General features: G+C 68.7%; 28 protein-coding genes and 1 tRNA gene. 15 read left to right on the forward strand and 14 right to left on the reverse strand.

Translation table 11 applies throughout. The features are described from left to right. Nucleotides 1-6 precede the first annotated feature (6 nt). Entirely contained in the window at nucleotides 7-1548 is a 1542-nt protein-coding gene (locus Q8O26_RS12500) for a hypothetical protein (RefSeq protein ID WP_305576048.1), read from the forward strand. 116 nt (nucleotides 1549-1664) lie between these two features. Here Q8O26_RS12500 and rpoH read toward each other — a convergent pair whose 3' ends face one another. Both rpoH and Q8O26_RS12510 read right to left on the reverse strand, forming a co-directional pair. After that, entirely contained in the window at nucleotides 1665-2573 is a 909-nt protein-coding gene (gene rpoH, locus Q8O26_RS12505) for an RNA polymerase sigma factor RpoH (protein WP_305576050.1), read from the reverse strand. Between the two features lie 355 nt (nucleotides 2574-2928). Beyond that, nucleotides 2929-3906: an RluA family pseudouridine synthase gene (locus Q8O26_RS12510; protein ID WP_371134552.1), complete on the reverse strand. Its 978-nt coding sequence runs from the start codon at nucleotides 3904-3906 to the stop codon at nucleotides 2929-2931. A gap of 42 nt (nucleotides 3907-3948) precedes the next feature. On the opposite strand from Q8O26_RS12510, the gene Q8O26_RS12515 reads away from it, so the two are divergent. The 4 genes from Q8O26_RS12515 (at nucleotide 3949) to Q8O26_RS12530 (ending at nucleotide 5820) form a co-directional block, all read left to right on the forward strand. Beyond that, nucleotides 3949-4296, forward strand: coding sequence for a hypothetical protein (locus tag Q8O26_RS12515; RefSeq protein ID WP_305576054.1), 348 nt, complete (start codon nucleotides 3949-3951; stop codon nucleotides 4294-4296). Nucleotides 4297-4410: 114 nt separating this feature from the next. After that, nucleotides 4411-4486 (forward strand) — tRNA-Glu (locus tag Q8O26_RS12520). Nucleotides 4487-4669: 183 nt separating this feature from the next. Beyond that, nucleotides 4670-4870 carry a hypothetical protein gene (locus tag Q8O26_RS12525; RefSeq protein WP_305576056.1) on the forward strand — a complete coding sequence of 67 codons (201 nt, stop codon included), beginning with the start codon at nucleotides 4670-4672 and terminating at the stop codon, nucleotides 4868-4870. Between the two features lie 794 nt (nucleotides 4871-5664). Beyond that, on the forward strand, nucleotides 5665-5820 hold the full coding sequence (locus Q8O26_RS12530; protein ID WP_305576058.1) for a hypothetical protein: 156 nt from the start codon (nucleotides 5665-5667) through the stop codon (nucleotides 5818-5820). Nucleotides 5821-6007: 187 nt separating this feature from the next. Here Q8O26_RS12530 and Q8O26_RS12535 read toward each other — a convergent pair whose 3' ends face one another. Beyond that, the gene (locus Q8O26_RS12535) at nucleotides 6008-6298 is read right to left on the reverse strand and encodes a hypothetical protein (protein WP_305576060.1); all 291 of its coding nucleotides are present in this window, start codon (nucleotides 6296-6298) and stop codon (nucleotides 6008-6010) included. A 340-nt stretch (nucleotides 6299-6638) separates the two neighbouring features. On the opposite strand from Q8O26_RS12535, the gene Q8O26_RS12540 reads away from it, so the two are divergent. The 3 genes from Q8O26_RS12540 to Q8O26_RS12550 all read left to right on the forward strand — a co-directional run bounded on the left by Q8O26_RS12540 (nucleotide 6639) and on the right by Q8O26_RS12550 (nucleotide 9469). Further along, nucleotides 6639-7898, forward strand: coding sequence for a hypothetical protein (locus Q8O26_RS12540; RefSeq protein WP_305576062.1), 1260 nt, complete (start codon nucleotides 6639-6641; stop codon nucleotides 7896-7898). Next, nucleotides 7895-8491 (forward strand): protein-S-isoprenylcysteine O-methyltransferase, encoded by a 597-nt coding sequence (locus Q8O26_RS12545; RefSeq protein WP_305576064.1) that lies wholly within the window; start codon nucleotides 7895-7897, stop codon nucleotides 8489-8491. The genes Q8O26_RS12540 and Q8O26_RS12545 overlap by 4 nt, the downstream gene beginning before the upstream one ends. Before the next feature lie 264 nt (nucleotides 8492-8755). Then, complete coding sequence (locus tag Q8O26_RS12550) at nucleotides 8756-9469, forward strand: hypothetical protein (RefSeq protein WP_305576066.1); 714 nt, start codon at nucleotides 8756-8758, stop codon at nucleotides 9467-9469. On the opposite strand, the gene Q8O26_RS12555 is transcribed toward Q8O26_RS12550, so the two are convergent. Next, nucleotides 9451-11049, reverse strand: coding sequence for a peptide chain release factor 3 (locus Q8O26_RS12555; protein ID WP_305576068.1), 1599 nt, complete (start codon nucleotides 11047-11049; stop codon nucleotides 9451-9453). The genes Q8O26_RS12550 and Q8O26_RS12555 overlap by 19 nt on opposite strands. A 280-nt stretch (nucleotides 11050-11329) precedes the next feature. Here Q8O26_RS12555 and Q8O26_RS12560 point away from each other — a divergent pair, with 280 nt between their 5' ends. Continuing rightward, entirely contained in the window at nucleotides 11330-12412 is a 1083-nt protein-coding gene (locus Q8O26_RS12560; protein ID WP_305576070.1) for a TRAP transporter substrate-binding protein, read from the forward strand. Nucleotides 12413-12416: 4 nt separating this feature from the next. Continuing rightward, nucleotides 12417-12986 carry a HutD family protein gene (locus Q8O26_RS12565; RefSeq protein ID WP_305576072.1) on the forward strand — a complete coding sequence of 190 codons (570 nt, stop codon included), beginning with the start codon at nucleotides 12417-12419 and terminating at the stop codon, nucleotides 12984-12986. Nucleotides 12987-13560: 574 nt separating this feature from the next. Here Q8O26_RS12565 and Q8O26_RS12570 read toward each other — a convergent pair. Together Q8O26_RS12570 and greA are read right to left on the reverse strand one after the other, a co-directional pair. Then, nucleotides 13561-13953 carry an endonuclease domain-containing protein gene (locus Q8O26_RS12570; protein ID WP_305576074.1) on the reverse strand — a complete coding sequence of 131 codons (393 nt, stop codon included), beginning with the start codon at nucleotides 13951-13953 and terminating at the stop codon, nucleotides 13561-13563. A 148-nt stretch (nucleotides 13954-14101) separates the two neighbouring features. Then, nucleotides 14102-14578, reverse strand: coding sequence for a transcription elongation factor GreA (gene greA / locus Q8O26_RS12575; protein WP_305576076.1), 477 nt, complete (start codon nucleotides 14576-14578; stop codon nucleotides 14102-14104). A 222-nt stretch (nucleotides 14579-14800) separates the two neighbouring features. On the opposite strand from greA, the gene ykgO reads away from it, so the two are divergent. The 3 genes from ykgO to Q8O26_RS12590 all read left to right on the forward strand — a co-directional run bounded on the left by ykgO (nucleotide 14801) and on the right by Q8O26_RS12590 (nucleotide 16708). Then, nucleotides 14801-14926 carry a type B 50S ribosomal protein L36 gene (gene ykgO / locus Q8O26_RS12580; RefSeq protein WP_293419845.1) on the forward strand — a complete coding sequence of 42 codons (126 nt, stop codon included), beginning with the start codon at nucleotides 14801-14803 and terminating at the stop codon, nucleotides 14924-14926. Nucleotides 14927-15031: 105 nt separating this feature from the next. Then, on the forward strand, nucleotides 15032-15664 hold the full coding sequence (locus Q8O26_RS12585; RefSeq protein ID WP_305576080.1) for a tetratricopeptide repeat protein: 633 nt from the start codon (nucleotides 15032-15034) through the stop codon (nucleotides 15662-15664). A gap of 57 nt (nucleotides 15665-15721) precedes the next feature. Then, nucleotides 15722-16708 carry an alpha/beta fold hydrolase gene (locus Q8O26_RS12590; protein WP_305576082.1) on the forward strand — a complete coding sequence of 329 codons (987 nt, stop codon included), beginning with the start codon at nucleotides 15722-15724 and terminating at the stop codon, nucleotides 16706-16708. 22 nt (nucleotides 16709-16730) lie between these two features. On the opposite strand, the gene pyk is transcribed toward Q8O26_RS12590, so the two are convergent. Together pyk and Q8O26_RS12600 are read right to left on the reverse strand one after the other, a co-directional pair. Beyond that, a complete protein-coding gene (gene pyk / locus Q8O26_RS12595) occupies nucleotides 16731-18164 on the reverse strand; it encodes a pyruvate kinase (protein ID WP_305576084.1) in 1434 nt (477 codons plus the stop codon). A gap of 131 nt (nucleotides 18165-18295) precedes the next feature. Continuing rightward, nucleotides 18296-18913, reverse strand: coding sequence for a YqgE/AlgH family protein (locus tag Q8O26_RS12600; RefSeq protein WP_305576085.1), 618 nt, complete (start codon nucleotides 18911-18913; stop codon nucleotides 18296-18298). Between the two features lie 125 nt (nucleotides 18914-19038). On the opposite strand from Q8O26_RS12600, the gene Q8O26_RS12605 reads away from it, so the two are divergent. Beyond that, nucleotides 19039-19875: a protein-disulfide reductase DsbD domain-containing protein gene (locus Q8O26_RS12605; protein WP_305576087.1), complete on the forward strand. Its 837-nt coding sequence runs from the start codon at nucleotides 19039-19041 to the stop codon at nucleotides 19873-19875. A 150-nt stretch (nucleotides 19876-20025) separates the two neighbouring features. Then, complete coding sequence (locus Q8O26_RS12610; RefSeq protein WP_305576089.1) at nucleotides 20026-20511, forward strand: peroxiredoxin; 486 nt, start codon at nucleotides 20026-20028, stop codon at nucleotides 20509-20511. 79 nt (nucleotides 20512-20590) lie between these two features. Here Q8O26_RS12610 and Q8O26_RS12615 read toward each other — a convergent pair whose 3' ends face one another. The 6 genes from Q8O26_RS12615 to ispH form a co-directional block, all read right to left on the reverse strand. Further along, entirely contained in the window at nucleotides 20591-21112 is a 522-nt protein-coding gene (locus tag Q8O26_RS12615) for a cupin domain-containing protein (RefSeq protein WP_305576091.1), read from the reverse strand. An 85-nt stretch (nucleotides 21113-21197) separates the two neighbouring features. Continuing rightward, nucleotides 21198-21671, reverse strand: coding sequence for a ribonuclease HI (rnhA, locus tag Q8O26_RS12620; protein WP_305576093.1), 474 nt, complete (start codon nucleotides 21669-21671; stop codon nucleotides 21198-21200). Beyond that, nucleotides 21668-22630 (reverse strand): homoserine kinase, encoded by a 963-nt coding sequence (locus tag Q8O26_RS12625; protein WP_305576095.1) that lies wholly within the window; start codon nucleotides 22628-22630, stop codon nucleotides 21668-21670. Before Q8O26_RS12625 ends, rnhA begins: the two co-directional genes overlap by 4 nt. A gap of 11 nt (nucleotides 22631-22641) precedes the next feature. Next, nucleotides 22642-22869 carry a type II toxin-antitoxin system HicB family antitoxin gene (locus Q8O26_RS12630; protein WP_296579108.1) on the reverse strand — a complete coding sequence of 76 codons (228 nt, stop codon included), beginning with the start codon at nucleotides 22867-22869 and terminating at the stop codon, nucleotides 22642-22644. Next, complete coding sequence (locus tag Q8O26_RS12635) at nucleotides 22866-23117, reverse strand: type II toxin-antitoxin system HicA family toxin (protein ID WP_305576097.1); 252 nt, start codon at nucleotides 23115-23117, stop codon at nucleotides 22866-22868. Before Q8O26_RS12635 ends, Q8O26_RS12630 begins: the two co-directional genes overlap by 4 nt. 3 nt (nucleotides 23118-23120) lie before the next feature. Then, nucleotides 23121-24080 (reverse strand): 4-hydroxy-3-methylbut-2-enyl diphosphate reductase, encoded by a 960-nt coding sequence (ispH, locus tag Q8O26_RS12640; protein ID WP_305576099.1) that lies wholly within the window; start codon nucleotides 24078-24080, stop codon nucleotides 23121-23123. Nucleotides 24081-24127: the final 47 nt, after the last annotated feature.

Raw genomic sequence — 24127 nt, forward strand, 5'->3', positions numbered from 1 at the left:
GTTTCGATGGCCGATTATACGCCCCTGATCTCCCGCGCCGTTGGGGCACTGGCGGAAAACACCGGCGAAGCGCGGCGTGGCGTTTACGATCGCGCGCGCGCGGCGCTGCTGGCGCAGTTGCGCAACATGAACCCTCCTTTGCCGGAGGAGCACATCACGCGCGAGCGCATGTCGCTCGAAGATGCGATCCGCAAGGTCGAGCTGGAAAACTCCGCCGACAGCCTCGATGCCATGCTGGAGCGCGAATTCGCCTCGCTCGGCAAGATCACTCCGCGGCCGGAGGCCATTTCCATCGCCGGGGCGCGCACGGTCAGCGATGCGGCCCATGATGCCGAAAGCCTCGGCGACGCGGCGGCTCATGCGCACCGATCCGCCCGCGACCAGTTGTCGACACCCGAGCCGGTCGTCGATGCCGCGCGGATCGAGCCCAGCGTCGGGCGGTCCGGTCCCTTCACCGACGCCAATCAAGCCGGGCAGTCGCCGATCCGGCCGAGGGTCTCCGTCCTTGGCGAGGACGAAGCCAAGCCGGCCCGCAAGGGTGGGGGCGTCATCGCCATCGTGCTCGTGCTGCTGCTGCTGACCGGGGCCGGCGGCCTCGGCTGGTACGTGGCCAACAACCATCCCGACCGCCTCCCCTTCGCCACGGCACGGGCACCCGCGACGGCGCCGGCACCCGCTCCGGCTGTGGCGCCTGTCCCCGCCGCCGAACCCGAGCGGCCGAAGGCGACCGACCGGGTGGGTGGCGACACGCCTGCGCCCACCTCACCGTCCGTCGCTCCCGCGACCCCGGCGGTTGCACCCGCGGCTCCGCGCCAGATCGTGCCCGTCGATCCGCCCGCGACGGCACTGCCGCCGGCCTCGGCCGACGCCTCCGACACGCCGCCGCCTGCGGCGGTCGCTCCCGACCCGGCGCCCGCCGCCGAAGCCCCGCCGGTGGCGCCGGTCGCACCGCCCGTGGCGGCGGCGCCCCCTGTCACATCCGCCCCTGCGGCGCCGGTCCAGCCCGGCCAGGCCCATCGCGCCGCCCTGTTCGAGGAAACGCCCGGCAATGCCGCGGGCACGCTGATGCAGGGCTCGGTCGTCTGGCGGACGCAGACCGTCAGCGTCGGACCCGGCCAGCCGCCGGATCTCGCCCTGCTGGGCGAAGTGTCCATTCCCGAGCGGCGGATGACGGTGACCATCACCATACGGCGCAATCTCGACCAGACGCTGCCGGCCAGCCACACGATCGAGGTGCTCTACGCGCTGCCGCGCGACTTCCAGTTCGGCGGCGTCGCCGAAGTGCCGGGCATCCTGATGAAGGTGTCCGAGCAGGCGCGCGGCGTGCCGCTGGTCGGCCAGGCGGTGCGGGTGACCAACGGCTTCTTCTTCATCGGCCTGTCGGGTTTCGACATGGACCGGAACACCAATATCCAGGCTCTCAAGACGCGCCCGTTCTTCGACATCCCCATGCGCTACGATTCCGGCCGCCGCGCCATCCTGACCGTCGAGAAGGGCGCTGCGGGCGACAAGGCCTTCGAGGAGGCGATGCAGGCCTGGGGTCAGTAGGGGCGTGGGCGAGAAGGGTTCTTCCGGCGGCGCTTTGTCGCGGCCATGGTTCCGGTTCATGAAAAAGGGAGGCCTCGCGGCCTCCCTTTTGTCGTCTGTACCCAGTGTTCGGCCTATCAGCCGGCGGCGATCTGCTGGGCCTGGGCTGCCGGGCGCTCGATCTCGCGGATCGACTTGACCACGGCGTCCTGGACCTTCTCGAAGGCGCGAACCTCGATCTGGCGGACCCGCTCGCGGGAGACGCCGAAACGCTCGGCGAGCTCTTCCAGCGTGATCGGGTCGTCCTTGAGGCGGCGCTCCTCGAAGATGATGCGCTCGCGCTCGTTCAGCACGCCGAGGGCGCGGGTAAGGGCGAGGCGACGGTTGTCGGTCTCCTCCTCGCGGGCCAGCACGGCCTCCTGGCTGTCTGAATCGTCGGCCAGCCAGTCCTGCCACTCACCGTCGCCATCCTCGCGGACGGGGGCGTTGAGGGAGGCGTCACCGCCGAGGCGGCGGTTCATGTCGATGACGTCTTGCTTCTCGACGCCGAGCTTGGTGGCGATGATCGCGACCTGGTCGGGGCGCAGATCGCCGTCTTCCAGCGCCGAGATCGAGCTCTTCGCCTTGCGCAGGTTGAAGAACAGCTTCTTCTGGTTCGCCGTGGTGCCCATCTTCACCAGCGACCAGGACCGCAGGATGTATTCCTGGATTGAGGCCTTGATCCACCACATGGCATAGGTGGCGAGGCGGAAGCCCTTGTCGGGCTCGAACCGCTTCACCGCCTGCATGAGGCCGACATTGCCCTCGGACACCACTTCGCCGATCGGCAGGCCGTAGCCGCGATAGCCCATGGCGATCTTGGCGACCAGCCGGAGATGGGATGTGACGAGCCGGTGCGCCGCCTTGCTGTCGCCGTGTTCGCGCCAGCGCTTGGCGAGCATGTACTCCTCCTGCGGCTGAAGCATGGGGAACTTGCGGATCTCGTCGAGATACCGCGACAGCCCCGCTTCGGCGGAGAGGATCGGAAGAGATGCAGCATAGGCCATGTGGCCCTCCTTCTCTTTGGCTCCCGGACCATCCGGCAAGCCCCGAACCGCCCACCCGGAAGCCCGGGCGATCCGTTGATCCGGCGGCGCTCATCGCCCCGTGATCCAGCAATATCCTGTGCAACAATCGTGGCGGAACGTTGACAAATGCCCGCCTGGATCGAAGAGAACCCCTTGCATCTTTGCAGGTACGCAAAGAGGTGATGTCTGATCTATCTACGAGGATGATACGAAACCGGACGTCGTGTCGTTACACGATGGTGTGAAATCCGGTCATTCCGGCATGCGGCGGGCGGCTGCACCCGATCCGGGACAACCCACCGGGGCGGGTCCTGTTCCGGCAGCGCCGGCCGGATCAGCCGCTGCGGAGCGTGTCGGCCAGCCGCGCGAGATCGGCGGGCAGGGCGCTCTCGAACCGCATCGCCTCGCCGGTCGCCGGATGGGCGAAGCCGAGGACGGCGGCATGCAGCGCCTGCCGGCCCAGCGCATCGAGGGCTTCGCGGGGCCCGTCCCCCAGTTTGGCGGTCTTGGTGCGGAAGCCGCGGGCATAGGTCTCGTCGCCGAGGAGCGGGTGGCCGACATGGGCCATGTGGACGCGGATCTGGTGGGTGCGGCCGGTCTCCAGCCGGCAGCGGACCTGCGTCACGAGGCCCGCGGCGAATGTTTCCTCCACCGCGACATGGGTGACGGCGTGGCGACCGGAGGAGCGGACGGCAATCTTCTCGCGGGCGTGCGGGTCGCGATCGAGCGGCGCGTCGACGGTGAAGGCCTCGCGCGCGGGCGCTCCCCAGACGAGCGCGACATAGGCCCGCTCGAGCGGGCCCGTGCGCCCGTGATCGGCGAACTGGGCGCTGAGCACCGCATGCGCGCGGTCGGTCTTGGCGACCACCAGCAGCCCGCTCGTATCCTTGTCGAGGCGGTGGACGATGCCCGGCCGCCGCACGCCGCCGATGCCGGACAGGCTGTCGCCGCAATGGGCGATGAGGGCGTTGACCAGCGTGCCGGTCCGGTGGCCGGCCGCCGGGTGCACCACGAGGCCCGCCGGCTTGTCGACGACGATGAGGTGGTCGTCCTCGAAGACGACGGCGAGGGGGATGTCCTCGCCGGTCGGCGTCGGGTCCTCGGGCTCCGGCACGGCGACGCTGACCTGGTCGCCCAGATTGACCCTGTGGCTCGCATCCGTCATGGTCCGCCCGCCGATCCGGACGTGCCCGGCCTCGATGAGCACCTTCAGGCGGGAGCGCGACAGGTCGGCAAGCCGGCGCGCGAGCAGACGGTCCAGCCGCTCCCGGGCGATATCCGCCTCCACCACCGCGTCGGGCTCCCCCGTCATGCCCGCCATCCGTTTTTCCTGTTCCATGAATCGCAGCGCCCGATGACCAGCACGCCCCCCGAGACCGATCCGAACGCGGCCGCCAACGAAGCCGTCGTCACCCGTATCCGCCGCATCTCGGTGGTCTCGTTCCTGGTCATGATCCTCGGCGTCGGCAGCGTGCTGGCGGTGATCGCCTTTCGGCTGATGACGGTTCCGGCGGCCGCGCCGCTGATGTCCGGCACGGTTCCGGCCGAGACGGGCCGGGTCGTGTCGGCGGTCGCCGCCGACAAGAGCCTGACCGTCACCTACCAGCGCGATGACGGCGCCCTGATCGTCATCTACGACCTCAGGACGCTGAAGGAAACCCACCGCGTCACCGTCGGCGGGCCGCAGGTGCCACGGCCCTGACGCCGGCCTGTCCCGGCGACCCCGCGGGATTGTGGCGCGACACTACGCCGGCCGGCTTGACCCGGCTGCGGCTTTGCGATTATGAAGCGCCCTCCGCCGCGCAAGCTGTGGTCCGCTCCCTTCGTCTAGCGGTCTAGGACGTCGCCCTCTCACGGCGAAAACAGGGGTTCGATTCCCCTAGGGAGCGCCAAAAGCGCCTGCCGCGGATGCGCAGGCTGCTGGCAGGGCGTGGATACGCTGTCCCCGACCCGGTGATTTCCACCAGATTCCTTCGTCCTTCATCGCCTCTCAATTCCCTTTCGGCGGCCTGCGAGAGGGCGCTTGCATTCTGCCGAAAAAGAGAACATAATAGGAACATGTAGGGAGATGCGAGATGAGCGCAGCACGCAGCATGGCCGGTTCCGATAGGCCCGACGGCGGAGACGAGGAGGTCGAGGCGGTGCTGGCCGAGTTCGACGGCGACGTCCGCCGTGCGATACGTGCGCTGCTCGACGATGTGGCGGCGCTGGCCGAGGACAGGGCCGGCGGCTTCAATTTTCTCAAGGCCTATGGCCATCTGGAGGTGGTGAAGTGAGGGGTATTCGGGCCGCGTCCGGTCGCACCGCGACATATCGGTCTTGCGCGGTGCGGCCCGGGCTTGCGCTCTGCCGCATGTCCTGAAGGGTTGAACAACGGGGTGGCGCCGATGGGCGCGGGGGTGCCGGGAACGGCGCCGTGCGATGGGAGGGTTTCCGCATGAGAGGGTTCGTTGCATGTTTGCGCCGTCTCGCCGCCGCGCTTGTATGGGTCGCGATGTCTGTCGGTGCGGGCGCGACGCTGGCTCCCGCCGAGGCACAGCCGGCCAGAATGCCGGCCGACCAGACGCGCGCCTTCCTCGAGGATCATTTCGCAGCGGACCAGCAGCCGCCGCGGCATCGGGCCCGTCCCTTCGATGGTTCGACCATCTCGCGTTTCGCTGGTTTTCGGGACCGGGCGAAGGCCCTCGGCCAGCGCGACGTGAACCTGTTTCCCGGCATGGACCCGATCCTCGATGGGCAGGAGGCTGACCGGCCGGGCGATACTCGCATCGAAGACGTGTCGGGCATACCGGATCGTCCCGCCGTCAGGGTGTCGCTCCGGGTCTTCCCGGGGGGATGCCACGCGGATCCTCGACCTTGCCGAGGACAGGAACGAATGGCGGCTTTTCGACGTGATGACGCCGGTCGTTGGGAAGGAGCCATCGGGCCTGCGGCAGGCGGTGGAGCGCCATATCGCGACGGGCCATTGACGATGGCTGCAGCCGGCCCGACGTCCTCTTGAACCTCTTCGGGGCGAGCGGCCACCCATGGACGTGGATCGCCGGTGCGATCCCGCCCAGGAGCCGCCACGATGACACAGTCCAACCTCTCGGCTGGATCCTCCACCGACCTCAACCTCGTTCATCGCGCGGGTTCGGCCGGTGTGCCGTCCCGCCCGCCGCGCCCGCCCTCCCTGGCCGGGGCGCAGGCCGGCTGGGCGCGGGCCTTCCTGCGGGAAGGTCTGTAGACGGGGCATCGGGATCGTCGGCAGGCCGGCCTGGGGCAGGCTGGACCAGCCATGGTCTTGTACTAGCCCGAGGCCCTGAAGCACCCAAAGGCCAGTTACGCGCCCGCGGTCCTGCAATCTTCAAGTGGTCTTGCGGCATTTCGCGCACCGGCGCGAGTCGCCAGGCCGCGGATAAGCCCACGGGCGTCTAGCGGTGCCCGTTGCCGGGGATCACGGGCTGCGAACAGTTGCGGTGGCCGGCCTCGATACAGGCGAGGATGCGGGAACTCGACCGTAACTCGATCATGACATGGTAGGTCGCCAGGCCGAGGCACAGGACGACGGCGGCGGCGGCGATGTTCTGGCGGGTGCGGATGCGGTCGTCCCAGGCGTTGAAGCCTGGCTTTTCCGGCTCCTGCCGCTGGTGCTCGAGGCTCCAGGTCGGCGGCCGCCGCAACAGCGTAGGTCTCGGATCGATCCGCTTCTGATCGCCGTCCATCGGCTCACGTCCTCGCCGCGAAGGGAAGCGCAGGAACCCATCCGGGGTTCCGCTTTCCACATGGCCGGAGGATAGCCGTTTTCGGCATCGTCGTCGAACGGCATCCGCGTCCATCGGCCTCGGCATCGCGCCGCCTGAGTGCTGAACCGCCCCGCGCCCCGCGCCCAAGCGGAAGGCGCGGGTCGAGAGCCGTCGCGCGACCTCCGACACGCGGCCAGCGGCCCGTAGGACGGCGCCATCAATGCGGCGCGGGCCGGGCCCCCTAAAGGCCCGGGGTTCCCGCCTTTTGGGGATTGCAGGGTCCGGCAGGATCCGGCGATCTGGCGAATGACGTCCCGGCATGGCATTGATCGCCCTGCCCAATGCCCTGGAGGTCGAGATCCGTTCCGTTCGCAAGCGACGCACCTATCTCCTGACCGGCTATGAGCCCTTGCCTGCGAGCGCCCATCATCATCGTTTCGCGCGCGAGATCGGCCGTTTCGAAAAGACCTGGTCGCTCCGCGCCAGCGTGGGCGCACCGATCGACGTGCCGGATGCGCCGGTCACGACATGGCAGGTCGATGTCTCCGGGCCGGACTTCGCCGTCGAGACCGACGTCCGCCTGCTGCGCTGGGACGACATCGTCGCCGAGGACATGGACCTGCCGGTCTGGAAGCGGCTGCCGCGCTATCTCGTCGCGGCCGGCGACATCCTCCTGTCGGGGACCTTCATCCGCTATGCCCTGGCCTATTGGCGCTATGCGCTCTTTGCCGCCTATCCGCTGGCGCTGCTGGCCGCCTTCGCCGCCCTTGCCTGGATCATCCCTGCAATTCCCGGCCGGTTCGGCCAGCCGCTGCCTGGGCTCCTGCGCCTGCTCGGCGGGCTCGCGCTCTTTGCCGGACTGGTGGTGGCCGCGGGGCCGCGCCTGCACCTCACCTACATGCTGAGCGACTGGATCTTCGCACGCGACATGATCCGCCGGCACCGTCCGGCGATCGAGCGGCGCGCCGAGGCCTTCGCCCGAGAGATCGCCGCGGGCCTCGCGGCGGGCGATGTCGACGAGGTGGTGATCGTCGCGCACAGCCTCGGGGCGGTGTGGATGCTTGACGCCGTGGCGCGGGTCGAGGCCGTTGGCTCGCCGGGAACACCGCCGCTCGGGCTCGCCGGGGTCGGATCCTCCACCCTGAAGATCGCCCTCCACCCAGCGGCGAGCTGGCTGCGTGATCAGGTCCAGCGTGTCGCCGACCGGCCCGCCATTACCTGGGCGGAATATGACAGCCACGTCGATTTCATCTGCTTCTACAAGAACAACACGGTCGAGGCGCTCGGCCTGACGGCGGCGAGCCGCCCCCTCCGCCAGTCGATCCGCCTGTCCCGCATGCTGTCGCCACACACCTGGAAGCGCTTCCGCGGCAATCTGCTGCGCATCCACCGGCAATATGTGATGGGCAACGAGCAGCGCTACGCCTATGATTTCCACATGATCGCCTGCGGGCCGTTCCGTTTCGCCGACATCGTCAGCCACGGCACGAACCTGCCCGGTGCCCTCGGCCCCGACGGCGCTCTGTCCGGGGCGACCACACCCTTCCCCGAAGCCGCCAAGGACATGCCGCACCGATGACCCGTCTGCTTGCCGAGATCATCTTCCTGATCGGTGTCTTCGGCTGGGGTGCCATCCGCATCCCGCACGAGGTGAAGAACAAGCGCAAGAACCGCGTGCAAGTGAGCGCCGTCGACAGCCGCGAACGCCGGCTGCTGCTCATTTCGCTGACCGGTCTCGGCATCGTGCCGATCGCCTATTGCCTGCTGGCGGGCTTCGGGCTGCTGCGTTTCGCCGATTACGGTTTTTCGACCCTTCAGGCCTATGCCGGCGCGCTCGCCTTCGCCGCCTCGCTCGCGCTGTTCCTCGCCACCCACCGCCAGCTCGGCCGCAACTGGTCACAGACGCTGGAACTGCGCGAGGGACACACGCTGGTGACCCACGGGGTCTACCGGCTGGTACGCCACCCGATGTACACCGCCTTCTTCCTCTGGGCGCTGGCGCAGTTGCTGCTGCTGCAGAACTGGATTGTCGGCCCTGCCGGCTTCATCGGCTTCGGGCTGCTCTATGCCTTCCGCGTCGGGCGCGAGGAGGCCATGATGCACGAGGCCTTCGGTGCCGAATATGCCGCCTATGTGGCGCGCACCAAGCAGATCATTCCCTACGTCTACTGAGGCCACCGGCCCGAACGGACCGCTTGGCGCCCCGGCGCCAGTCTCCGGCGGGGACGCTGAAACAGGGATGGCCGCAGCGCGGCAATCGTCTAACACATTCCGGTGATGGGCTTTCCCAGCAGGCCGCCTTTCGCTTCGACGTCCGTTGGCACTGTCTTCAGCGGCAGTTAACCATGATGCGTCACGGTATTGCCGCGGTCTGCCGGAACCTTGACGGTCTCCGGAGGTTGAAGGGCGGTCCTGGGACTGAGGTTGGCGATGACGATGTCGAAGCGTGCCGCGATCATGGCGCTCACCCTTTCGGGCCTGTTGCTGGCGGGCTGCCAGACGACGGCGGAGACGAGCGGCGTGGGCGGCCAGACGGTGCAGATGGCGCGCGACGCCATGGCGCGCGGCGATCTCCTGTCGACGGCTGCGACCGGACGGCGCGTCCAGCAGATCGCGCCGCGCATCTATCTCGTGCGCGGCCTCGCCAACGTCTTCTCGCAGGGCATGGACGATCTCGCCGAAAAGCTGCGCGCCCGAGGCTACAACGCCACGGTGCACGAATATGGCGGCTGGAGCCAGATCGTCGCCGAGATCGCCGCCAACCAGCGCGCCTCGGGCGGCCGGCACCAGGCGGTGGTGGTCGGCCATTCGCTCGGCGCCAATGCCGTGACCGACATCAGCAATGCCCTGGCGCAGCAGGGCTTCAGTCTCGCCCTGGCCGTGGCCTTCGACCCGACGGTGCAGCAGCAGGTTTCCGGCGGCACGCGGCGCTACATCAACCTGTTCCAGTCCAACAACGGCTGGGGGGCGGCGGTGGGCGCCGCGCCGGGATTCCGTGGCCGGCTCGAGAATATCGACCTGCGCCAACGCGGCAACATTACCCATTTCAACATCGAAAAGGATCCGGGCCTGCACGCCCAGGTGATCACCTGGATCGGCCAGGCGGTCGGCAGCGGCCGCCGGGGCGGGCGTCAGGCCGCGGCGCGCTGATAATCCTTGATCGCCGAGAAGGTGATGCCGGGCGCCCGCTCTTCCTCGTAGCGCAGCGAGAAGGCGCTCGAGGCCATGTAGACCGGCGCGCCGTCGAGATCCCGCGCCATCGATGATCCGTGGCTCTCGACGAAGGCGTTGAGCTTCACGGGGTCCTCGGCGGTGATCCAGCGGCAGACCGAGAACTGGCAGGGATCGAAATCGACGGGCAGGGTATATTCCGCCGACAGCCGGTCCTTCAGCACGTCGAGCTGCAGGGCGCCGACGACGCCGACGATGGCCGGTGAGCCGTCATGGGGCACGAAGAGCTGGACGACACCCTCCTCGCCCATCTGCTGCAGCGCCTCGCGCAGCTTCTTGGCCTTCATCGCGTCCTTCAGCTTGACGCGGCGCAGCTGCTCGGGGGCAAAGCTCGGCACGCCCTTGAAGACGATGTCCTCGCCGTCGGTCAGCGTGTCGCCGATGCGCAGGGTGCCGTGATTGGGGATGCCGACGATGTCGCCGGCATAGGCCTCCTCGGCGAGCTGGCGGTCCTTGGCGAAGAAGAACTGCGGCGCGTTCAGCGGCATGGGCTTGCCGGTACGCACCAGCTTGGCCTTCATGCCACGGGAGAGCTTGCCCGAGCAGACGCGCAGGAAGGCGATGCGGTCGCGGTGGTTGGGGTCCATATTCGCCTGGATCTTGAAGACGAAGCCGCTCATCTTCGGCTCGTCGGCCAGCACGGTGCGCGTCTCGGCCACCTGGGCGCGCGGCGGCGGCGCATAGGCGATCAGGGCGTCGATCAGGTCCTGGACGCCGAAGGTGCGCAGCGCTGACCCGAAATAGACCGGCGTCATGTGGCCCTCGCGATAGGCGTCGAGGTCGAAAGGCTTGGCGCCTTCCTTGGCCAATAGTGCGCTCTCGCGCCAGGCTTCGGCGCCGATCGGCAGCATCTCGTCGAAGATGGCGGCCTCGGGGCCGTTGACCTTGATCGGCTCCTCGTCGCGGTCGATGCGGCGCACGTGGTTGTGGACGAGGTCATAGGTGCCGGCGAACTCGCGGCCCACCCCGATCGGCCAGGTCATGGGCACGGTGTCGAGGGCGAGGGCCTTCTCCACATCGTCCATCAGGTCGAAGGGGTCGCGGGTCTCGCGGTCCATCTTGTTGACGAAGGTGATGATGGGGATGTCGCGCAGGCGGCAGACCTCGACCAGCTTGCGCGTGCGGTCCTCGACGCCCTTGGCGCCGTCGATGACCATGATGGCGGAATCGACGGCGGTCAGGGTGCGGTAGGTGTCCTCGGAGAAGTCCTCGTGGCCCGGCGTGTCCAGCAGGTTGAAGACGCAGCCGCCATATTCGAAGGTCATCACCGAGGTGACGACCGAGATGCCGCGCTGCCGCTCGATGGCCATCCAGTCGGAGGAGGTCTGGCGGCGGCCCTGCTTGGCCCTCACTTCGCCGGCGAGCTGGATGGCGCCGCCGAACAGCAGCAGCTTCTCCGTCAGCGTGGTCTTGCCGGCGTCGGGGTGGGAGATGATGGCGAAGGTGCGCCGGCGCGAGGCGGGGGTGCCGGGGGCGTTCGGGCTGTGCGGAGCGGTCATGGGGCGGGTTTAGCGGTGGGACGTGGGCCAGGTCAATCGCAGGGCCTCATCACCGCGACGACGTCTGAAGGGCCTGGAGCGCCGCCTTCAGGCCCGGCAGAAAACAATGCTCGTCCATGTTTCAATCGGACCAGGACTCCCAGCCGACCAGAAGGAGGACGCGTTGTTCTCGATCCTGCCGCTCGTCATGCGCGAAGCGCGTGCCGACGTTCGTGGTTTCGCCGTTGCGTTTGTGCCGCGACCACATAACCTGTCGTCCGGCTTGTGTCCGGAGATCCTCATGTCCACCATTCTCGCACGCGTTGCGGCCGTCCTCTCGTTCGGCCTTGTGACCTCGCCCGCCCTGGCGCAGGCGCCCACCCTGCCGCCGGGTCCGCCGGTCTCGATCCAGATGGTGACGCAGCTCTCGCCCTCGATCCCGCAGTATACCCGCGTCGACATCCCGATGCTGCGCGAGGCCTTGCCGCAGCGCTCCGGCGGCCGCATCCGCGTGACGCTGGCGAGCTGGCCGGAGCGCAACCTCTCGGGTCCCGACCTCATCCGCGTGCTGCGCTCGGGCCAGATCGACCTCGCCGGCCTCGCCCTGCCGACGGTGGCCGGCGACGTGCCGCTGCTCGACATCATCGACATGTCCGGCCAGAACCCGTCGCATGAGCAGGGTCGCCGCATCGCCCATGCGATGCTGCCCACCCTCAACAAGGAGCTGGAGCGCGTCGGCATCAAGATCGTCGCCTTCTATCCCTTCCCCGGCCAGGTGCTGTTCTGCCGCGATCCGATCACCAGCCTCGCCGATCTGAAGGGCCGGCGCGTGCGCACCCCCGGCGGTTCGCAGAACGACTTCATCCAGTCCGTCGGCGGCCAGCCGGTCGCCATCGGCTTCCCCGAGGTCTATGGCGCGCTGGAGCGCGGCGTCGTCGATTGCGCCGTCACCGGCACGGCCACCGGCAACGGCGCCCGCTGGTACGAGGTGACGCGCCATCTCTACACCCTGCCGATCCAGTGGGGCGTCGCCGCCTATGCGGTGAACCTCGCCTGGTGGAACCGGCTCGACCCGGCCGTGCGCGACTTCCTGCAGACCACCATGAACGAGGTCGAGGAAGCCCAGTGGACGCTCGGCGCCGAGCTCACCGAGGACGGCATCCAGTGCAATGCCGGCAATGCGGCGGGCTGCAAGATCGGCCATGTCGTCACCAACCGGCCGATGACCATCACCCGCGCCACGCCGGCGGACGTCGTGCAGCTGCGCGAGGCGCTGACCAAGGTGGTGCTGCCCGCCTTCGTGAAGCGTTGCGGTGCCCGCTGCGGCGAGATCTACAACCAGATCGTCTCGCCGATCAGCGGCATTACCTATACGGCGCAGTGACCGCATGATCCGCCTGATCGATCCCGCCACCTTCCAGGCAGTCCCGTGGAAGAACGGCGGCGGCACCGCTACCGACATCGCCGTCAGCCTCGCCGACGACGGCGAGGTCGCCTGGCGGGTCGGCACGGCGGCGATCCAGAAGGACGGCCCCTTCTCCGACTACGCCGGGGTGACGCGGACCTTCACCATCGTCGAGGGTCCGGGCGTTCATCTCGATTTCGCCGGGGAGGGCACCCGCACGCTGCCGCGCGACCAGCCGACGCGGTTCGCCGGTGCGCCCGCGCCGTTCTGCCGGCTGCGCGAGGACCTGCCCGCCACCGCCTTCAACCTGTTGACGGGGGACGGGCTGGCCAGCGGCGACGTCATGATCCGTCGTGGCCGCGGCGCCGAGGACCCTGTGCCGGCCGCTCCGGTTCACGTCCTCCTGGCGCTTGAGGGGGACTGGAGCCTCACCGCCGACGGCGCGACCGTGGTGGTGCCGCAGGGCGCTGCGGCGCAGGTCGACGGCGCGCTGACGGTGAGCCTGTCCTCGCCGACCGGCGGTCGCGCGGCACTGGCCTCGATCAGGGCTTGAGGGTTGGAGCAGGCCACCGGCTCCGCGGGCTGCCTTTGACATTCGTGCCTGGTGGACCGATGACAACCGGGCTGTCGGCCAAAGTCCGCCTCTCCTCGAACGGCAGTGACAGGGGAGGGCGCGGGTGGGGTTCATTTTCTTGCGACCTGTTCAGTCGACCCATCCGGTGACGACGCGTTTTGATGGTTGGGCCGGCAGCCCCACCCTTACCCTGCCCGCTGCGCGGAGAGGGGGACTACCGCGTCGTGCTGTTTCCGGAGCGGGTGGGCCAGACTCGATCCAGCGACCGCAGCTTGAAGGCCCCACCCTTACCCTCCCCGCTGCGCGGAGAGGGGGACTACCGCGTCGCGCTGTTCCCGGAGCGGCTGAGCCAGGCTCAATCCAGGGAACGTGGCCTGATCATGACAGTTGTGCCTGGTGGACGGATGACAACCGGACTGTCGGCCAAAGTCCCCCTCTCCTCGAACGGCAGTGAGAGGGGAGGGTGCGGGTGGGGCTCTTTCGGCCGTGACCTGCGAAATCCGGTTCGTCCGCGGCCGACAACAACCACCGGCGAGGGGCTGTTTCCCGGTTTTCAGGTCAAGATATCGAGGGGCGGCAGGCCCTGCCGCAGCCGCAGGACGTTGGCGGTTTCCAGAATGCGCCCTGCGACATCGACGGGGCTGGCGACGACCTCGCTGTTCCAGAACCGGAGCACGGTGAAGCCGTTTGCGGCCAGCCACCGGTCCCGCCGCTGGTCGCCAGCCTGTGCCGTCGCGGTCAGATGGCCGTCGCCGTCGATCTCGACCACCAGCATCATGGACAGCCAGGCGAAGTCGACATAGTAGGCCCCGAGGGGCACCTGGCGGCGAAAGTGACAGCCCATGCGGTTGTACCGACGGAGGATAGCCCAGAGGTGACGCTCCGGCGCCGGGGACGACCGGCGCAGGTCCCGCGAGCGATCCCGCACGGACAGACCCTGGCGCATGACGATATCTTGGCGAGGCAGGACGGCGGAGCAAGTCCGGGCCATGCCCCACCCTTACCCTCCCCGCTGCGCGGAGAGGGGGACTACCGCGTCGTGCTGTTTCTGGGGTCGGCGAGCCAGGCTCTGTCCCTGGAAACCTCGGCAGTCGTCACCCGATCGCGATGATCTCCACCTCGCCGCCGGCGACCACCGCGACGTCGCCGACCACCTTGCCCACCAGGGCGCGGGCCACCGGAGACACGTAGGAGATCGTTCCCTTCGCCGGTTCGGCCTCGTCCTCACCGACGATGCGGAAGGTCTGGCGGCGACCGTCGTCGCGGTCGAAGGTGACGCGGCTGCCGAAATGCACGCGGCCGTCGGCGGGCGGCGGCGGGACGATTTCGGCATCGGCCTGACGGGCGGAAAAATAGCGAAAGTCGCGGGCGGCGCGGGCGAGGGCGAGCCCGGTGCCGTCCTCGCCGGCAGCGCGCGCCTCGTGGACCGCAGCGCGCGCCACTTCCAGCGCGGCCTCGAGCATGGCGTGGCCCTCCGCCGTCACGAGGTTCGGATGGGGCGAGATCGGCCGGTCCTGGAGATTGGCCTCGGTGCCGTCGCGGTCGTTTTCCTTGGTGAAGGCGACGCTCATGGCGGGGGCCTCCTCTTGCTGCATGCCGGGGAATGGACGGGGGCGGGCGCGGCGGGCATGGTCCGCCGCACGCCGGGTCACTGGTGAGATGGCGTCTCGACGGCGGCGGTGCAACCTTGACACTGCGATGCCGGGGCCGTATAGCCCGCGCCTCATCTTCTTCGACGCACCGCCCGTCGGGTCCTCCGATCCCGGTGCTCGTCCCATCCAAGGATCGCCGCCATGAAGGTCCGCAATTCGCTGAAGTCGCTGCGCGGTCGCCATCGCGACAACCAGATCGTGCGCCGTAAGGGCCGCGTCTACATCATCAACAAGACCCAGAAGCGCTTCAAGGCGCGTCAGGGCTGATCGTCGGTTCCCACGCGGGTACCGACGCTGCGGGACGGCCGACGCTCACGCCGACGTCATCATCCCGACATTGACCGTCGCCGTTTCATGGACCACGTTTGTGGCATGACTCGCGCGGCGGTTTTTCTTTGTCTGATCCTGGCCTCGGCCTCGCCTGCACTGGCGCAGGTCACCGGGCCGGTGCCACCGGCCGCGGCACCCTCTCCCGAGACCGCCCCGGCCGCCAACGTGCTCCCGCCCTCCTTCGCCTCGGAGCGGGCACGCCGGCTGGACGAACTTTATGGTCGCCTGCGCGAGGCCGAGGGCGCGCGGCAGGCTCGCGCCATCGAGGCACAGATCGGCATGGTCATCGCGCAGACCGGGTCCGATACCGCCGACCTCCTCATGGCCCGGGCCCAGCAGGCCATGCAGCAGAGGCAGGCCGACCTCGCCCTCTCGCTGCTCGATTCGGTCATCGACCTTTATCCGGAGACGGTGGAAGCCTGGAGCCGTCGGGCGACGCTGTATTTCTCCCGCCGCGAACTCGGCCGCGCCATCACCGACATCGAACATGTGCTGCGCCTCGAACCGCGCCATTTCGGCGCCATGGTCGGACTCGGCATGATGCTGCAGCAGCTCGGTGAGGATAAATCGGCACTCACCGCCTTCAAGCGTGCGCTGGAGATCAATCCGCATATCGAGCGGGTGCCGCAGATCATCAAGCGCCTGCAGCCGACGGTCGACGGCGTCGAACTCTGAGGTCGGAGCAGGCCTTGCGCCGCCGATCCGCTGCAGCCGCGCCGACGTAACCTCATCATGGTCGGTCTCGTCGAACCCCTCATTGCCGCCGCTTCCGTTCCCGCCGCCCTGGCGGGCTGGACGGCGTTGCGCGCCCGCGCCATCTCCCGTGCCTTCGCGCCGGAGGGCCGTTTCGTGCCGACGCGGGCGGGAAGGCTGCACCTGATCGACGCCGGGGAGGGCGCTGTGCCGGCGCTCTTCCTGCACGGCGCCTCCGGATCGGCACTCGCCTGGCGCCCGGCGCTCGGCGCGGGGCTCGCCGGTCTCGGCCGCACCGTGCTGGTCGACCGGCCGGGCCATGGCTTTTCAGAGCGGCACGCTGGCCGCGCCGCCGCCCGTCTCGACCATCAGGCCGGTGCGGTGATCGATGCGCTCGACGCCCTCGGCATCACCAAGGTGGTCATCGTCGCCCATTCCTGGGCCGGGGCGCTCGCCTGCCGGCTCGCTCTCGACCACGCCTCGCGGGTTGCCGGTCTCGTGCTCATCGCCCCGGCGACCCATCCCTGGCCCGGGGGCGTGCACTGGTACTATCGCGTCGCGGCGAGCCGGCTGCTCGGGCCGCTGTTCTCCTGGACCCTCGCGCTGCCGGTCGGCGAGGCCTGGATGGGGAGGAGTATCGCCGGCGTGTTCAGCCCGCAGTCCATCGACACGGATTATGCCGCGAGCGCCGGCATCCCGCTGGTGCTCAGGCCGGCGCAGTTCATGGCCAATGCGCAGGACGTCGCCGGGCTGCTCGATCAGGTGCGCGACCAGTCGCAGCGCTACGGCGCGATCGCCTGCCCGGTGACGGTGATATCGGGCGACAAGGACGGCGTCGTCTGGACGCATCTCCATTCGCTCGGCATGGCGCGCGACGTGCCGCAGACCAAGCTGATCGTGCTGCCGGATGTCGGGCACGGGCCGCACCACGCCGATCCGGCACTGGTGACGGCAGAGATCCGGGCGCTGCAGCAGGGACGAGGCGAGACGCGCCCGATTGCGCAGGTCAGTGCTCCGTCCGCATGACCGCGCGGTCGCCCTCGGCGGGCTAGATCTCCACCACTTCCGAACCGACGAAGGCGATGCGCAGCATGTTGGTGGCGCCGGGGGTGCCGAGCGGCACGCCGGCCACCACGATGATGCGCTGGCCGGGCTTGGCGAAGCCGTCCTGGAAGGCGAAGCGGCAGGCGCGGCTGACCATGTCGTCGAGGTCGCGCGCGTCCTGCGTGACGACGCAGTGGACGCCCCAGAGCAGGGCCAGCCGGCGGGCGGTGGCGATCTTCGGCGTCAGGGCGATGGTGATCGGCTTCGGGCGCTCGCGGGCGACGCGCAGGGCCGTCGAGCCCGACATGGTCCAGCAGACGATGGCGGAGAGGTCGAGCGTCTCGGCGATGTCGCGGGCGGCGAGGGCGATGGCGTCGGCGCCGGTGGCCTCGGGCTCGGCCCGCTGGCCCTGGATGACGGCACGATAGGTCGGGTCGGCCTCCACCTCCTCGGCGATGCGGTTCATCATCGCCACCGCTTCCACCGGATATTGGCCGGCGGCGCTCTCGGCGGAGAGCATGATGGCGTCGGCGCCCTCGAAGACGGCAGTGGCGACGTCGGAGACCTCGGCGCGGGTCGGCACCGGGGCGGTGATCATGCTCTCCAGCATCTGGGTTGCGACGACGACCGGCTTGCCGGTCCGGCGGGCCTGACGGGTGATCTGCTTCTGGATGCCCGGCACCTTGGCCATCGGCATCTCGACGCCGAGATCGCCGCGGGCGACCATCAGCGCATCGGCGATGTCCATGATCTCGGCGAGGCGGGCGACGGCCTGCGGCTTCTCGATCTTGGCCATGACGGCGGCGCGGCCGCGCGCCACCTTCTTCACCTCGGCGACGTCCTCGGGGCGCTGGACGAAGGATACGGCGATCCAGTCGACGCCGGCGTTCAGCGCGGCGTCGAGGTCGGAGCGGTCCTTGTCGGTGAGGGCGGAAACGGGAAGGTCGGTGTCGGGGAGGCTGACGCCCTTGCGGTCGGAGAGCTTGCCGCCGACGACGACGCGGCATTCGGCGCGTGTCGGCGAGCATTTCACCGCGGTGAGCGTCACCTTGCCGTCGTCGAGGATGAGGCGGTGGCCGGGCTCCAGCGCGCTGAGGATTTCCGGATGGGGCAGATGGACGCGCGTCACGTCGCCGGCCTTCTTGTCGGAATCCAGCGTGAAGGCGGCGTCCTTCGCCAGCATGACCGGCCCGTCCTTGAAGGCGCCGACGCGCAGCTTGGGGCCCTGAAGGTCGGCGAGAATGCCGATCGGGCGCTGCTGTTCGTGCTCGATGGAGCGGATCGTCTCGACGAACTCCCGGAGCTTGTCGTGCGACGTATGGCTCATGTTGATGCGGAAGACGTCGGCTCCCGCCGTGAACAGGGCGGCGATCTGCTCCCGGCTTGAGGAGGAAGGTCCGAGGGTCGCGAGAATCTTGGTCCGGCGCTGGCGTCGCATCTGAGTCGTCGTCTCCCTGAAAGCGATCCTAGACCGTTTCGCGCTACCGGCGCGAGAGGGCGCGGCACCGGGATGGCGCGATGCTGCGACCGTGGCGTGACGACCCGCGGTGGGGCCTGAAATGGATTGTGTCAGGCGTGGCCGGCGTCGCTCGACAGCATGGCCGGATCGATGCCGATCTTGCGCATGGCGCGATCATATTTGGTCTCGACGTCGGGACCAAAGATGAGATCGGGGTCGGCAGGGCAATGCAGCCAGCCGTTCGACTGGATCTCGTTCTCCAGTTGGCCGGCGCCCCAGCCGGCATAGCCGAGCGCCAGGATGGCGCTGGAGGGGCCGTCGCCGGTGGCCAGCGCCTTCAGGATGTCGAGCGTCGCCGTCAGGCAGATGCCCTCGTCGATCGGCAGCGTCGAGTTCTCGATGTAGAAATCGGAGGAGTGGAGGACGAAGCCGCGTCCGGTTTCGACCGGCCCGCCGCGCAGCACGCGAATCGCATCGACCCGCTCGGGCAGCATGATCTTCTGTGCCTCGGGGATGATGTCGAGCTGCACCAGCAGGTCGGAGAAGGCGAGATTGGTGGCGCTCTGGTTGACCACGATGCCCATGGCCCCGTCGGAGGAATGGGCACACATGTAGATCACAGTGCGCGAAAACCGCTCGTCGCGCATGGTGGGCATCGCGATGAGCATCTGACCGTCGAGATAGCCGCGGACGCTGTCGCGCCCTCCGCGTCGTGGGTTTGCTGCCATGCGCCACGCTAACCCGGAACGGTGAAAATTGCCACCCGTCGGGGCGTCACCAGTCCTGTCGACGATGCATCTTCAACGGAACGTCAATGGCCAAATCCGGTTCCGCCAGCTACAGGCGGGGGATGATGGATCGCCGAGCCCTCATCTCCGCGCTCGCCCTCGTCGGCGCCGCCGCACCGGCCTCGGCCAGCCGTTCGATGTCCGCAAGTCCTTCGACATCGCCCTGGTCGCGGGATACCAAGTCGGCGGTGCGGCTCGTGCGCGGCGGCTTCGACCAAGAGGTCCATCGTGCCGGCGTCGAGATCACGCTCGATCCCGGCACCAAGACATACTGGCGGACGCCCGGCGATTCCGGCGTGCCGCCGGCCTTCGACTGGTCGGGCTCCGACAATGTCGCCGATGTCGCACTGGACTGGCCTGCGCCCTTGCGCTTTCCCGACGGCAACGGCTTTTCCATCGGCTACAAGACCTCGGTCATCTTTCCGCTGCGCGTGCGGCCGCGTGATCCATCCCGTCCGGTCCGCCTCGCCCTGAAGCTCGATTATGCGGTCTGTGACCAGATCTGCATCCCGGCCAAGGCCACCGCGACGCTGGCACTGGTGAAGGGACCCGCCGACCCCGCCGTCGCCGCCGCCCTCGCCGGCTTCGTGGCGCGGGTGCCGAAGACCCATGCCGAAGGGCTGGCGCTCGCCCTCGACGGCGTCGACCGCAGCGGCGACCATCCGGTGCTGCTGCTGCGCGCCCTGGTCGATGCGGACGCCGCCGTCGACCTCTTCGTCGAGGGACCCGAGAGCCGCTGGGTCCTGCCGCTCCCCGAGCCGACCGGATCGGTCGGCACCGAGCGGCGCTTCCGGCTGGTGATGGACGGCGCTCCGCGGGGCACCGACCCGCTGGGGCATGAACTGACCTTCACGCTGGTCTCCGGCGCGCGCGCGCTGGAAGCCCGGCTGACGCCGCGCTAAGGCTTGCGGCGAAGACAAGGCTTGCAGCGAAGACAAGGCTTGCAGCGGACCCCTCGACGCCTGCCGGGCAAGGCACTAGATGTTGGGGGCTTTCCCCCGCGCGGCGACGTGCCGCGGGGTTCACACGCGCTATCCTTCAGGAGTTTCCCCATGACGATCCAGGTCGGCGACAAGCTGCCGGAAGCAACCTTCCGCACCATGGCCGCGGACGGGCCCGCCGCCCGGACGACGGCGGAGATCTTCGCCGGCAAGACGATCGTCCTCTTCGCGGTGCCGGGCGCCTTCACGCCCACCTGCCACAAGAACCATCTGCCGGGCTTCGTCGCCCATGCCGAGGCGATCAAGGCCAAGGGCGTGGACGGCATCTTCGTCACCTCGACTAACGACGTCTTCGTGCTCGACGCATGGCAGAAGGCGACGGGTGCCGTGGACAAGGTCGGCATTCTTGCTGACGGCAGCGCCGAATTCGCCAAGGCCGTCGGCCTCGACGCCGATATGGGCGCCTTCGGCATGGGCATCCGCACCAAGCGCTATTCGATGATCGTCAAGGACGGTGTCGTGACCGCGCTGAATATCGAGGACGGCCCGGGCAAGGCCGACCTGTCGGGCGCCGACGCTCTGATCAAGCAGCTCTGATCGGCGCAGCCGGGTAGCCGGCCCGCCTTCGTGATCCAACGCCGCCCCGGGCCGGAAGGCCTGGGGCGGCTTTTTCGTTTCAGAAGCCGAAAACGCCGATGGCGCCGAGGAGGCCGATGCCGACGAGGGGAACGCCGGCGCGCATGGCATAGGTCGGCGCACGGGCCGGCAGGCGCTGGCGCAGGCGCTCGATGAGGCGGCCGGCCTTGCGGACGGCGCGCAGCGGCAAGGTGACAGCGGTCGGCAGGCTGTCGCGGCAGATGGCATGTTTGCGCACATAACGGGGCACGTGCCAGGTCGCCCAGGTCCCGGCGCGGAACAGCGCGGCATCGCCCGGACGCAGGGTCCGTTCGGGGACGCCGTCGCCGGCGACGATCACTTCACCCTCGATGATGTGGACGATCTCATCGCCACCGAAATACCAGCGGAAGGTGCCGGCCGTGCAGTCCCAGACCATGGCGGAGGTGGTGCCGTCGGACGAATCCGACCAGTGGCGGCAGCGTGCGGCGGGATGGCCCTCGAGCACCCATTCGGGGCGGATCGGCGCGGGATCGAGATCGAAATCTGCGAGGCTCGCGGCAGAGAAAGGCGGCCTGTTCATGGTCGTCTCCTGTATCAATCCGGGACTGATCGCCCGGCTGCAGGAAGACGTCGCAAAAGGCTTGCCGATTCTCACGCAGGCGTGATCAGGCCCTGCCCGGCTTGAAGGGGGCCATGCCCTCGCGGGCGAGTTCGTCGGCCCGCTCGTTCTCGGGATGGCCGGCATGGCCCTTCACCCAGTGCCAGGTGATCCGGTGCAGGTCGGCGACGTCGTCGAGCCGCTGCCAGAGCTCGGCATTCTTCACCGGCTTCCTGTCGGCGGTCTTCCAGCCGTTGCGCTTCCAGCCGTGGATCCAGGTCATGATGCCGTTCTTCACGTACTGGCTGTCGGTGTGGAGATCGACCTCGGAGGGGCGTTTCAACGCCTCCAGGGCGCTGATGGCCGCCATCAGTTCCATACGGTTGTTGGTGGTGACGGCCTCACCGCCCTTCAATTCCTTCAGGGTGTCGCCGTAGCGCAGGATGGCGCCCCAGCCGCCGGGCCCCGGATTTCCCGAACAGGCACCCTCGGTGAAGATCTCGACGTTGCGGGCCGGGGTGGTTGCGGGCTGGGTCGTCATGCGAGGCCATATTCGGTGGGAGAGGCGACCTTCTGATGGAAGCGCAGCTTCTTCAGATATTCGATCGGGTCCTTCGGCGTCACCACGGCGCCCGCCGGCACGTTGAGCCAGTCCACCAGCCGGGTGAGCAGGAAGCGCAGTGCCGAGCCGCGCGCCAGGAGCGGCAATGCCGCCTTTTCGGCCTCGCTCAACGGCCTGACAGCCTGATAGGCGGCGATCATGGCGGAGCCCTTGGCGAAATCGAACTCGAAATCGGCCGAGAAACACCAGGCGTTGAGGCAGATGGCGAGGTCGTAGGCGAGGATGTCGTTGCAGGCGAAGTAGAAGTCGATCAGCCCCGACAGCTCGTTGTTGAGGAAGAAGACGTTGTCGTTGAACAGGTCGGCGTGGATGACGCCGGTCGGCAGGGCCGTCGGCCAGGTCCGCTCGCAATGGTCGAGCTCGGCGGCGATGGTCGCGGCGAGATCCGGCGCCACGGTGTCGGCGCGGTCGCTGGCCCTGTCATAGAGCGGTCGCCAGCCCGGCACGGAGAGGGCGTTGACGCGCGTGATGGCGAAGCCCTGTCCGGCGAGGTGCAACTGGGCGAGGGCCCGGCCGACGGCGGCGCAGTGGTGGACCTGCGGGCGGCGTATCCACATGCCGTCGAGAAAGGTGACGATGGCGGCGGGGCGGCCTGCGAGCTCGCCGAGGGTGGCGCCGTCCTTCATCCGCACCGGCTGCGGGCAGGTGAGGCCGCGCGCCGCGAGGTGCTCCATCAGACCGATGAAGAAGGGCAGGTCGGCGGGATCGACGCGCTTTTCATAGAGCGTCAGGATGAAGCTGCCGGCGGTGGTGTGGAGCAGGAAGTTGGTGTTCTCGACGCCCTCGGCGATGCCCTTGAAGGACAGGAGCTCCCCGATGTCGTAGCGCGCGAGATGGGCCGAGAGCTCCTCGGCGGTGACATCGGTATAGACGGCCATGGGAAGGGCTTTCAGGCGGCTCTGCTGGAAGAGCCCGGCTTGTAGCGCGGCGGTGGGATGGCGTCACCGTCTTCCATCGCAATCTGCAGCCATTGCGCGATGGCGACCTGGATGGAACGGGCTGCGTCCTCCGGCGTGGCGCCATGGGCCGAGCAGTAAGGCAGGTCCGGAACGTCCGCGGTCCAGCACTGGTCGGCCTCCGACCATGACAAATTGATATGGTATCGGGGCGCGGTCATCGCTCGTCCAACGTGAGGTCGTGGGTATCGACAATAGCCAGAAACTGGCGGATTTGGTACCGCTTCACGTCCTTGCCGTCGGACTGGACCGACAGCTTGACGCCGCTCCCCTCGTGTTTCCAGAGCCGGTGGCTACCACTCGTGGCGCGGAGCCGGAAGCCGCAGGCGGCGAGAAGCGCCTCGAAATCCCGGAATGACAGGCTGCTGCCGGACCGCGCCGCTGCCATGAGTTTGGCAGCGCGTCCCATGGTTCAGGCCGCCGCTTCGGGGCGCAGCTGGCGGGGCAGGGGGAAGAAGACGCTCTCGTCGGCGGTGGAGACGGTCTCGACCGACACCGTGTAGCGCGCGGCGAAGGCCTCGATGATCTCCTCGACCAACACTTCCGGAGCCGAGGCGCCGGCGGTGATGCCGAGGGAGGCGATGGCGCCGAAGCGGGTCCAGTCGATATCGGCGGCGCGCTGGACGAGGTCGGAGACGGCGCAGCCCTCGCGTTCGGCCACTTCGCGCAGGCGCTGGGAATTGGACGAGTTCGGCGCGCCGACGACGATCATCGCTTCGACCATCGGCGCGACCCGCTTCACCGCCTCCTGGCGGTTGGTGGTCGCATAGCAGATGTCTTCCTTGTGCGGGCCGACGATGGCGGGAAAGCGCTGGCGCAGGCAGTCGACGATCTCGCGGGTATCGTCCACCGACAGGGTGGTCTGGGTGACAAAGGCGAGCGCTTGGTCGTCGCGCGGGGTGAAGGCGCGGGCATCCTCCAGCGTCTCGATCAGCGTCACCGCACCCGGCGGCAACTGGCCCATGGTGCCGACCACTTCGGGATGGCGGGCATGGCCGACGAGCACCACCTCGCGGCCGCGGCGGTGATGGATTTCCGCCTCGCGATGCACCTTGGTGACCAGCGGGCAGGTGGCGTCGATGGCGAGGAAATTGCGCTCCTGGGCGGCGGCCGGCACCGATTTCGGCACGCCGTGGGCCGAGAAGATGACGGGAGCCGCGGTATCCGGGATCTCGTCCAGTTCCTCGACGAAGACGGCACCCTTGGCCTTCAGGCCGTCGACCACGAAGCGGTTGTGGACGATCTCGTGGCGCACATAGACCGGCGGGCCATAGAGCTTCAGCGCCTGCTCGACGGCGTCGATGGCGCGCACCACGCCAGCGCAGAAGCCGCGCGGCGAACACAGCAGAATCTTCAGCGGGGGCTTCGACAAGCAGCTCTCCGGATCGGGAGGTCCCGGTTTCGGGGGAAGCGGCGCGC

This window comes from Phreatobacter sp. (assembly GCF_030691135.1).
GTDB lineage: Bacteria > Pseudomonadota > Alphaproteobacteria > Rhizobiales > Phreatobacteraceae > Phreatobacter.

Coding starts and splice junctions, on each gene's coding strand:
- Q8O26_RS12560 (WP_305576070.1), top strand. CDS start 11,330: ATGTCCACCATTCTCGCACGCGTTGCGGCCGTCCTCTCGTTCGGCCTT.
- Q8O26_RS12525 (WP_305576056.1), top strand. CDS start 4,670: ATGAGCGCAGCACGCAGCATGGCCGGTTCCGATAGGCCCGACGGCGGA.
- Q8O26_RS12605 (WP_305576087.1), top strand. CDS start 19,039: ATGGATCGCCGAGCCCTCATCTCCGCGCTCGCCCTCGTCGGCGCCGCC.
- Q8O26_RS12565 (WP_305576072.1), top strand. CDS start 12,417: ATGATCCGCCTGATCGATCCCGCCACCTTCCAGGCAGTCCCGTGGAAG.
- ykgO (WP_293419845.1), top strand. CDS start 14,801: ATGAAGGTCCGCAATTCGCTGAAGTCGCTGCGCGGTCGCCATCGCGAC.
- rnhA (WP_305576093.1), bottom strand. CDS start 21,671: ATGACGACCCAGCCCGCAACCACCCCGGCCCGCAACGTCGAGATCTTC.
- Q8O26_RS12610 (WP_305576089.1), top strand. CDS start 20,026: ATGACGATCCAGGTCGGCGACAAGCTGCCGGAAGCAACCTTCCGCACC.
- pyk (WP_305576084.1), bottom strand. CDS start 18,164: ATGCGACGCCAGCGCCGGACCAAGATTCTCGCGACCCTCGGACCTTCC.
- Q8O26_RS12500 (WP_305576048.1), top strand. CDS start 7: ATGGCCGATTATACGCCCCTGATCTCCCGCGCCGTTGGGGCACTGGCG.
- Q8O26_RS12585 (WP_305576080.1), top strand. CDS start 15,032: ATGACTCGCGCGGCGGTTTTTCTTTGTCTGATCCTGGCCTCGGCCTCG.
- Q8O26_RS12590 (WP_305576082.1), top strand. CDS start 15,722: ATGGTCGGTCTCGTCGAACCCCTCATTGCCGCCGCTTCCGTTCCCGCC.
- Q8O26_RS12545 (WP_305576064.1), top strand. CDS start 7,895: ATGACCCGTCTGCTTGCCGAGATCATCTTCCTGATCGGTGTCTTCGGC.
- Q8O26_RS12600 (WP_305576085.1), bottom strand. CDS start 18,913: ATGGCAGCAAACCCACGACGCGGAGGGCGCGACAGCGTCCGCGGCTAT.
- rpoH (WP_305576050.1), bottom strand. CDS start 2,573: ATGGCCTATGCTGCATCTCTTCCGATCCTCTCCGCCGAAGCGGGGCTG.
- Q8O26_RS12570 (WP_305576074.1), bottom strand. CDS start 13,953: ATGCGCCAGGGTCTGTCCGTGCGGGATCGCTCGCGGGACCTGCGCCGG.
- Q8O26_RS12630 (WP_296579108.1), bottom strand. CDS start 22,869: ATGACCGCGCCCCGATACCATATCAATTTGTCATGGTCGGAGGCCGAC.
- Q8O26_RS12555 (WP_305576068.1), bottom strand. CDS start 11,049: ATGACCGCTCCGCACAGCCCGAACGCCCCCGGCACCCCCGCCTCGCGC.
- Q8O26_RS12625 (WP_305576095.1), bottom strand. CDS start 22,630: ATGGCCGTCTATACCGATGTCACCGCCGAGGAGCTCTCGGCCCATCTC.
- greA (WP_305576076.1), bottom strand. CDS start 14,578: ATGAGCGTCGCCTTCACCAAGGAAAACGACCGCGACGGCACCGAGGCC.
- Q8O26_RS12510 (WP_371134552.1), bottom strand. CDS start 3,906: ATGACGGGGGAGCCCGACGCGGTGGTGGAGGCGGATATCGCCCGGGAG.
- Q8O26_RS12530 (WP_305576058.1), top strand. CDS start 5,665: ATGACACAGTCCAACCTCTCGGCTGGATCCTCCACCGACCTCAACCTC.
- Q8O26_RS12615 (WP_305576091.1), bottom strand. CDS start 21,112: ATGAACAGGCCGCCTTTCTCTGCCGCGAGCCTCGCAGATTTCGATCTC.
- Q8O26_RS12635 (WP_305576097.1), bottom strand. CDS start 23,117: ATGGGACGCGCTGCCAAACTCATGGCAGCGGCGCGGTCCGGCAGCAGC.
- Q8O26_RS12540 (WP_305576062.1), top strand. CDS start 6,639: ATGGCATTGATCGCCCTGCCCAATGCCCTGGAGGTCGAGATCCGTTCC.
- Q8O26_RS12515 (WP_305576054.1), top strand. CDS start 3,949: ATGACCAGCACGCCCCCCGAGACCGATCCGAACGCGGCCGCCAACGAA.
- Q8O26_RS12535 (WP_305576060.1), bottom strand. CDS start 6,298: ATGGACGGCGATCAGAAGCGGATCGATCCGAGACCTACGCTGTTGCGG.
- Q8O26_RS12550 (WP_305576066.1), top strand. CDS start 8,756: ATGTCGAAGCGTGCCGCGATCATGGCGCTCACCCTTTCGGGCCTGTTG.